The sequence below is a fragment of the Alcanivorax sp. genome (assembly GCF_051117345.1).
GTDB lineage: Bacteria > Pseudomonadota > Gammaproteobacteria > Pseudomonadales > Alcanivoracaceae > Alcanivorax.
The window spans coordinates 1-6,642 of the sequence record NZ_JBNPEC010000224.1 but is presented as its reverse complement, the minus strand read 5'-3'; the positions used below and the strand labels follow the sequence as shown (position 1 = coordinate 6,642).

9 protein-coding genes are annotated in these 6,642 nt (G+C 54.3%); 3 read left to right on the top strand and 6 right to left on the bottom strand.

Features of this window, described 5'->3' with window-relative positions:
- On the bottom strand, nt 1-359 hold a 359-nt coding region (locus ACFE0K_RS14370; protein WP_434536710.1), incomplete at its 3' end, for a metal-dependent hydrolase.
- A 312-nt stretch (nt 360-671) separates the two neighbouring features.
- On the opposite strand from ACFE0K_RS14370, the gene ACFE0K_RS14365 reads away from it, so the two are divergent.
- Nucleotides 672-896, top strand: coding sequence for a hypothetical protein (locus tag ACFE0K_RS14365; RefSeq protein ID WP_434536709.1), 225 nt, complete (start codon nt 672-674; stop codon nt 894-896).
- 226 nt (nt 897-1,122) lie between these two features.
- Here ACFE0K_RS14365 and ACFE0K_RS14360 read toward each other — a convergent pair whose 3' ends face one another.
- The 5 genes from ACFE0K_RS14360 to ACFE0K_RS14340 all read right to left on the bottom strand — a co-directional run bounded on the left by ACFE0K_RS14360 (nt 1,123) and on the right by ACFE0K_RS14340 (nt 5,139).
- Nucleotides 1,123-1,815: a hypothetical protein gene (locus ACFE0K_RS14360; RefSeq protein WP_434536708.1), complete on the bottom strand. Its 693-nt coding sequence runs from the start codon at nt 1,813-1,815 to the stop codon at nt 1,123-1,125.
- 90 nt (nt 1,816-1,905) lie between these two features.
- Nucleotides 1,906-2,196: a hypothetical protein gene (locus ACFE0K_RS14355; protein WP_434536707.1), complete on the bottom strand. Its 291-nt coding sequence runs from the start codon at nt 2,194-2,196 to the stop codon at nt 1,906-1,908.
- A 92-nt stretch (nt 2,197-2,288) separates the two neighbouring features.
- Nucleotides 2,289-2,792, bottom strand: coding sequence for a hypothetical protein (locus ACFE0K_RS14350; RefSeq protein WP_434536706.1), 504 nt, complete (start codon nt 2,790-2,792; stop codon nt 2,289-2,291).
- Between the two features lie 387 nt (nt 2,793-3,179).
- Nucleotides 3,180-4,712, bottom strand: coding sequence for a GNAT family N-acetyltransferase (locus ACFE0K_RS14345; protein ID WP_434536705.1), 1,533 nt, complete (start codon nt 4,710-4,712; stop codon nt 3,180-3,182).
- 52 nt (nt 4,713-4,764) lie between these two features.
- Nucleotides 4,765-5,139, bottom strand: coding sequence for a hypothetical protein (locus ACFE0K_RS14340; RefSeq protein ID WP_035244741.1), 375 nt, complete (start codon nt 5,137-5,139; stop codon nt 4,765-4,767).
- A gap of 33 nt (nt 5,140-5,172) precedes the next feature.
- On the opposite strand from ACFE0K_RS14340, the gene cobB reads away from it, so the two are divergent.
- Entirely contained in the window at nt 5,173-5,883 is a 711-nt protein-coding gene (cobB, locus tag ACFE0K_RS14335; protein WP_434536704.1) for a Sir2 family NAD+-dependent deacetylase, read from the top strand.
- A gap of 275 nt (nt 5,884-6,158) precedes the next feature.
- Nucleotides 6,159-6,642 (top strand): 3-deoxy-7-phosphoheptulonate synthase (locus tag ACFE0K_RS14330; protein ID WP_434536703.1); only part of this gene is annotated, 484 nt, incomplete at its 3' end.

The following is a 6,642-nucleotide window of genomic DNA, read 5'->3' as shown; positions in this document are numbered from 1 at the left end:
AGCTGAACGGAACGGGGCGCCTTCTTCACCAGCTCCAGCAACCGCACCACCACCGCATCCATGGCCTCGATGGGCATACCCTCGGCCACCAGTGCCTCGTTGTATTCCTCATGCTCACGGGTGTGAAAACCTTCTTGGCCGATAAAGGCCGAGACTTGTTCCTTCAGGTGCGGGTCGGTGATTTCCTGGCGGTAATTGCGCACGCTCTGGATAAAGAAGCGCTCCCCCGCCGGAAAGAAAATCGACAGGGTGTTATAGAACTGGGAGATATACAGCCCGCCCGGATTCCAGCTCAATGCCTTGCCGGCGGGCAGCCCGAATTTGAGATTCCGGCGTACCGGATCAACCTGAATTGTCATTATCTTGCCCCTTGAACAGATCGGATTGATCGGATGCTAGGGCCATGAGGATGACAGGCTCAATAGTTACATTGTTCAATGTTATGGTTTGTTGATGTGGGTCAAATCAGGCGGGAGGAAGAATACATACAGATGGATATCGTTTACCAAAAGAGAGAAATGAGGAGGGTCAGAGCGACTGAATTACAGGGCAACCCCGCTGGAGATAACCGCATACGTCAGCCAAACCAGACCGCATACCCGCAGCGGATTGACCATTAGCTCCCAGGCTGTGAAGGTCGAAGCCACACCAAACCCCAGGAAAACCACACGATGCGTTTGATCGGATTACTGCTGGCCCTGCTGGCTGTGGGCTGGCTGGTCATGACCCAGCTGCAAAGCACCCCAACACCGACCCTGTCCACCGAAGACGGTGCCGGCACCGCCGTTCAGGCCCCTCGTAATGCCGAAGAGCTGAAGGCCTTCGAAGACCAGGTGAATCGCTTGTCAGATCAGCAGAACACCAAGACCCGGGAAGCATTGGATCAGATCCATTAGACCCCGCATTACGGTTTAAAAAACAAGCCGGTGATCCGGATGGCGTTTCATGTAGGAGCGCCGCTTGAGGCGCGAACAGCCTAGCCATCAACGCTCTCTGGGTTCGGTGAAATGCACGGGGCAAGACCTGACCCTCGTGTTCGGGGAAAGACCTGACCCCAAATAACCTCGGTTTGGAGCCTCGAAGCGGTGGGAAATCGGTCGCTGTGCAGCTGTTTGTTAGCCTTCAGATATCCTGGAGCTCGCGCTTCATTAGGCTCATGATGTTATCTCTGCACTGTTTTACCAACATTCCGGATTCCTCCGCTTTCTTTTGGTAGGGCACGATCAGCGACTGATCCGCCCAGAATTCAGGGGTGGCCATGAATTTCAGCATTTCACTCGCATCGCGAGTTGATTCTCCTACTGCTTCATCAAGTCGATTCAGTAGGTCGTCCATCTCGTCCGAGGCAATCAGCCTTATACTGTTGGTCTCATTCGCTATTCGAATTTGCTCCTCTGATAATTCGTGAAAGAGGTCTTGTACACCTGTATTAAAGTTAGCGATGGCCGCTTGATCAGCTTCACCCGAGGCGCCTGTGTATGAGCCCAAAAATTGATTCATTACTGGGTAAAAACGTTCTCCGAATCGGGCATAACTTTTTCTCTGAAATTCATCCAGCATAGAGAAGAACTTTGTAAACTGTTGTTGCTTCTCTTCGTAGAGGTACTTCCTCTTCTCAATATCAAGCGCATGCTCCCTCTTTAATTCCTGAAGCTCGGCTTGGTATTTGGCGATCACGCGCTGTTTCTCATCTTCCAGCCTTGACACATCTTCCTCCAAGGCTTTGTTCTTTCCCTTTGCTTTCGCATACGCCGTGAGATAAAGGGATAAGAAACCGAGGATGATTCCAGCTACTGAATATACAAGCTCTTCCATATAAAGATGCTCACTTTATTTGGCTAACGTCCCTGTGCAGCGGCGAGCGCAGCGAGTCTGGCGCGAACTACCACGACTTATTAGCTGCGGCTACACCCACTGTATCTGTGTATTTCCCTTGTGCTGATTTATTATGAGTTTTTTCTTTGGTGCATCCTCACCGCAGGACTCGCACCACAACTCGATTTCAATAACATCTCTGCGGCCAAATATCTTGCTAGCCTCTACTCTGGATACAGAAACGCCCTCATAGGTAGATAGCGCAGAAGTACCTGGGCCATCTTCACAGTCTCTAGTAATTACATTGACTGATGTATGGTGCGTATAATTATTTCCGCAATCAGGGCACAGAATTTCATTTTCCGAGTTAATCTTCAGCATGGTTTAATTCTCCTTGTGCAGCTAACGCCCGCGTAATGGACTGGTTTGGAGCGAAGCGGAAAAGCAGTCCCAATTCACGTTTGTTAGCGCTTTTAATCATGATATTGATCAAGCTCTCTAGACAAGGAGTCCACTCCCCTTTTTTCTAATTCCCTGATTGAATCCTCAATCATTTTTTTAATTTCTGGTGAGTTTTCTTTTATCCTAAACAAGGCCTCCTCATGAAACCTCGCTAGATCTCTATCCTCTTGGGTTATTTCACACTTCATATCTTTCATGAATTTAAATGTGGATTTTACAGAAGAAATTAGTTCATTAAGTTGATCTAATTTCCTCTGCTGCTCTTCCAGCAAATGTTCAATGCTTTTATCTTTAGGAGATAGCTTTATATTGGCTTTATCGTATAGAAAATTAGATATTAGCCCAAAACAGATACTGGTTAATCCTAAGGACAAAGCCTGAAGAATGTACGTCGTTTCTGGCCCATTAAAATCAGCTGATATATCAGTTACATAATTGGTCTTATATTGTTCAGGATAAATATTGCAACACATATATTGTGCAGCTGTTTGTAGTGGAGTGTCGTTTGGAATCAATTCTATCTCCTAGGGGGCGCTAACAGGTATTAGAAAACCCGCTCGAATATCCAATGAACGCGCCGGCTTCCTATCACATTTACCAAATTCATATACCGACCGATAAAAGCAGAAATCTCAACGGGTTACAACGACGCCCTTTCCGGGCGGCTGTGATATGGGGAAGGCGGCATTTTCTGATCAAACGATGGGGAGCAAGTTTTTATACCCGTTTGAGCGAAGTTTTCTGACGAAGGTGGGATTTTGAAAGGGTGTTCGCGCCTCGAGAGGCGTATTCGCTTCGCTCACCCTTCGGGCCGCACCGAACTACGTGCGTTACTTCGCTACGCTGCGTTCCTACAGAAACAAAGGAACAGGCAGGGCCGAACGGCCCTGCCTTGGTGGGATTTAGTCTTTGTTTTTCCAATCCAGGCTATACAAATCGTGGCGGCGATCCCGCAGGTTGGTCACCGACCCTTCCCGGTGCAGCAACTTCAGTTTTTCCAGGTCCACATCCGCGAACATCAGCATTTCGGTATTGGGGACCGATTCGCTGATGATGGCATCGTGGGGGAAGTAGAAATCGCTGGGGGAAAACACCGAGGACTGGGCGTACTGGATGTCCACGGCGTCGACCCGTGGCAGGTTGCCCACGGAGCCAGCGATGGCCACGTAGCATTCGTTTTCGATGGCGCGGGCCTGGGCGCAGTGGCGTACGCGCAGGTAGCCGTTTTTGGTGTCGGTCCAGAATGGGACGAAAAGGATGTCCATCTTTTCGTCCGCCAGGACGCGGCCCAGTTCGGGGAATTCCACGTCGTAGCAGATCAGGATGCCCACGCGACCGGCATCGGTATCAAATACCTGCAGCTTGTTGCCCCCCTGGATGACCCAGTCGCGGCGTTCGTGGGGGGTGATATGGATCTTGTACTGGGCTTCCACGGAACCGTCGCGGCGCATCAGATAGGCCACGTTGTAGACTTTTTCGTCTTCGATGACCGGCATGGAGCCGCCAATGATGTTGATGTTGTAGCTCACCGCCATGTCGGCCAGGGCGTCGCGCACTTCATCGGTAAAGCTGGCCAGGAAGCGCACCGCTTCCACGGAGTTCAGTTCCGGGCGCAGGCCCATCAGTGGTGCGCTGAAGAATTCCGGCAGCACGGCGAAATCCGCCCGGTAATCAGACAGGGCATCGATGAAGAATTCCACCTGGTTGAGCAGATCCTGTACGTCGCGGGCCGCGCGCATGCGGCGCTGGACAACGCCCACGCGCACCACGGTGCGGCGTGGCCATTCGGCGTCGTCGTCTTCCGGTTCGTAGAGAATATTGTCCCATTCCAGCAGGGTGGCGTAGCCGTGGGAGTCTTCATCTTCCGGCAGGTAGGCCTTCATGAGACGTTTCACGTCGAAGCCATTGGAGAGCTGGAACGACAGGATGGGATCGTAGATGGCGCGGGCTTCCACCTGCTCGATGTATTCGGTGACCTCCATCTGATCGGAATAATTGGTATAGCCGGGCAACCGGCCACCGGCCAGAATGGCGCGCAGGTTTTCCTCGCGGCACAGTTCCTTGCGCGCTTCGTAGAGGCGGCGGCCCAGGCGGTAGCCCCGGTATTCCTTGTCCACGAACACATCCAGCCCGTAGAGCGCATCGCCCTTCTTGTCGTGGGACTGCACCTTGTCGTCGGTGATCAGGTCTTCGTAGCGGTGCGGGTTGGAGAAGCGGTCGTATTTCACCTTGATGGTCAGCGCGGTGGCCACCAGCTCGCCGTTGTCCTCGATCACCAGTTGCCCGTCCGGGAAAATGCGGATCAGGGTCTTGATGGTCTCTTCCGGCCAGGCACCGCCAATATCGTGGTAGACCTGGTTCATGAGAAGCGCCAGCGCGGGGTAATCGTCCTCGGTGAGGGTGCGCAGACGCAGGCGAGTGGTTTCTTCTGCCATAACAGAACAACTCCTTCAGAAGCCGACTCCGGGATCACCGGTGCCGGGCAAATTATGCATTAAGCGGCGGAAAGGGAATCAGCCAGCTCATGTCCCGATTCTGCAACGCATGCATGCCGCTGGGATAGAGCGCCACGCCATCGGGGCGAATAAAAATCACGCCACCGCCGTTGAGACCGACATAACCGGACTGATGCTCGTTCACAAAGCCGCAGTCATCTTGCCAGTCCGGTTGCAGGGAGGGTGGAATGGTTTCATAGCCGATGACACCATTGGCCAGGGGGTCATCAATGGCCACGCGGTCCCGGTACAGGCCCACGGCATCCTCCCCCACCAGCAGTACCATGCCCTGGTGAAAATGCAGCAGTGTGACATTGCCGCGCCGGGGCAACGGGAGATTTTCCTGTAGGTCGATAATGGTATCCATGAAACAAATAATCCTGACTAATCGGACGGATAAATGGCTGAAAACATTGTAATACTTACCGGCGCGGGAATCTCGGCGGAATCCGGCATCAAGACCTTCCGCGCCGCAGACGGGCTGTGGGAGAACCACCGGGTGGAAGATGTGGCCACGCCGGAGGCGTTTCTGCGGGATGCCACCCTGGTGCAGAACTTCTACAACAAACGCCGTGAACAGCTGCTCAACGGGGCCATCAAGCCCAATGCGGCCCATCAGGCGCTGGCGAAGCTGGAACAGGCCTTTCCTGCCGACCAGGTGCTGCTGGTGACCCAGAACATCGACAACCTGCACGAACGGGCCGGCAGTGGCAACCTGATCCATATGCACGGCGAGCTACTCAAGGGCCGCTGCCAGGCCAGCGGCGGCCTGGTGGACGTGACCGGCGAGCTGACCCCGAGCCTGCCCTGCCCGCTCTGTGGTGCCAAGGGCTGCCTGCGCCCGCACGTGGTGTGGTTCGGGGAAATGCCTCTGGAAATGGAGCGTATCTACCAGGCCCTTGCCCGCTGCGACCGCTTTATCAGCATCGGCACCAGCGGCAATGTGTACCCGGCAGCGGGCTTCGTGGAAGAAGCCAATCGCCACGGGGCGCATACGGTGGAGCTGAATCTGGAGCCCTCCCAGCGGCTCACCGCCTTTGCCGAGCACAAGCACGGGCTGGCCACGGAGCTGGTGCCGGCGTATGTGGAAGAACTGATTGAGGGATTATAGCTGCTAGCTGCGAGGACAAGCCGTTTCTCGGTACCCTGCCAAGTATGCGGATTCGGCCGGAACGCGGGCACGGACTGTGCGTCACATTGGCGTTATCTCGCGCCTAGTAGCTAATAGCTAGCAGCTAGAAGCTTCCCCACATTACCCGCCCCGTATTTCTCTGGCGGCCTGATTGGGCTAGACTGCTTCACCTCTACAAAAGGAGTGTCAGCCAGAGCCGCCCGCCATAGAACGGGGCCCGGGGCCTCCAGCAACGACAGGTAGTAAAGACCATCATGACCGATAAACAGGTAGACGATCTCAATATCGCTTCACAGGAAGTGTTGATCACCCCCAATGCGCTGAAGGCAGAGCTGCCGCTTTCCGACAATGCTCGCCAGACCGTGATTGAGGGCCGCGAGACGATCCGTAATATCCTCGACCGCAAGGACCACCGTCTGTTCGTGGTGATTGGCCCCTGCTCTATCCATGACACCAAGGCGGCCATGGAGTACGCGCAGAAGCTGAAGGCGCTGGCCGAGGAAGTGAAGGACACCATCTACCTGGTGCTGCGCGTCTATTTTGAAAAGCCCCGTACTACCGTGGGCTGGAAGGGGCTGATCAATGACCCCTACATGAACGACTCCTTCAAGGTGCAGGACGGCCTGCACATTGCCCGCAAATTGCTGCTGGATGTGGCCGAGCTGGGCCTGCCTACTGCTACCGAGGCACTGGACCCGACCACGCCGCAGTACGTGCAGGACTTGATTGCCTGGAACG

What these genes read in the sequence shown, in the direction of transcription:
- ACFE0K_RS14345 (WP_434536705.1), bottom strand. Translation starts at nt 4,712, where the DNA reads ATGGCAGAAGAAACCACTCGCCTGCGTCTGCGCACCCTCACCGAGGAC.
- ACFE0K_RS14340 (WP_035244741.1), bottom strand. Translation starts at nt 5,139, where the DNA reads ATGGATACCATTATCGACCTACAGGAAAATCTCCCGTTGCCCCGGCGC.
- cobB (WP_434536704.1), top strand. Translation starts at nt 5,173, where the DNA reads ATGGCTGAAAACATTGTAATACTTACCGGCGCGGGAATCTCGGCGGAA.
- ACFE0K_RS14355 (WP_434536707.1), bottom strand. Translation starts at nt 2,196, where the DNA reads ATGCTGAAGATTAACTCGGAAAATGAAATTCTGTGCCCTGATTGCGGA.
- ACFE0K_RS14360 (WP_434536708.1), bottom strand. Translation starts at nt 1,815, where the DNA reads ATGGAAGAGCTTGTATATTCAGTAGCTGGAATCATCCTCGGTTTCTTA.
- ACFE0K_RS14365 (WP_434536709.1), top strand. Translation starts at nt 672, where the DNA reads ATGCGTTTGATCGGATTACTGCTGGCCCTGCTGGCTGTGGGCTGGCTG.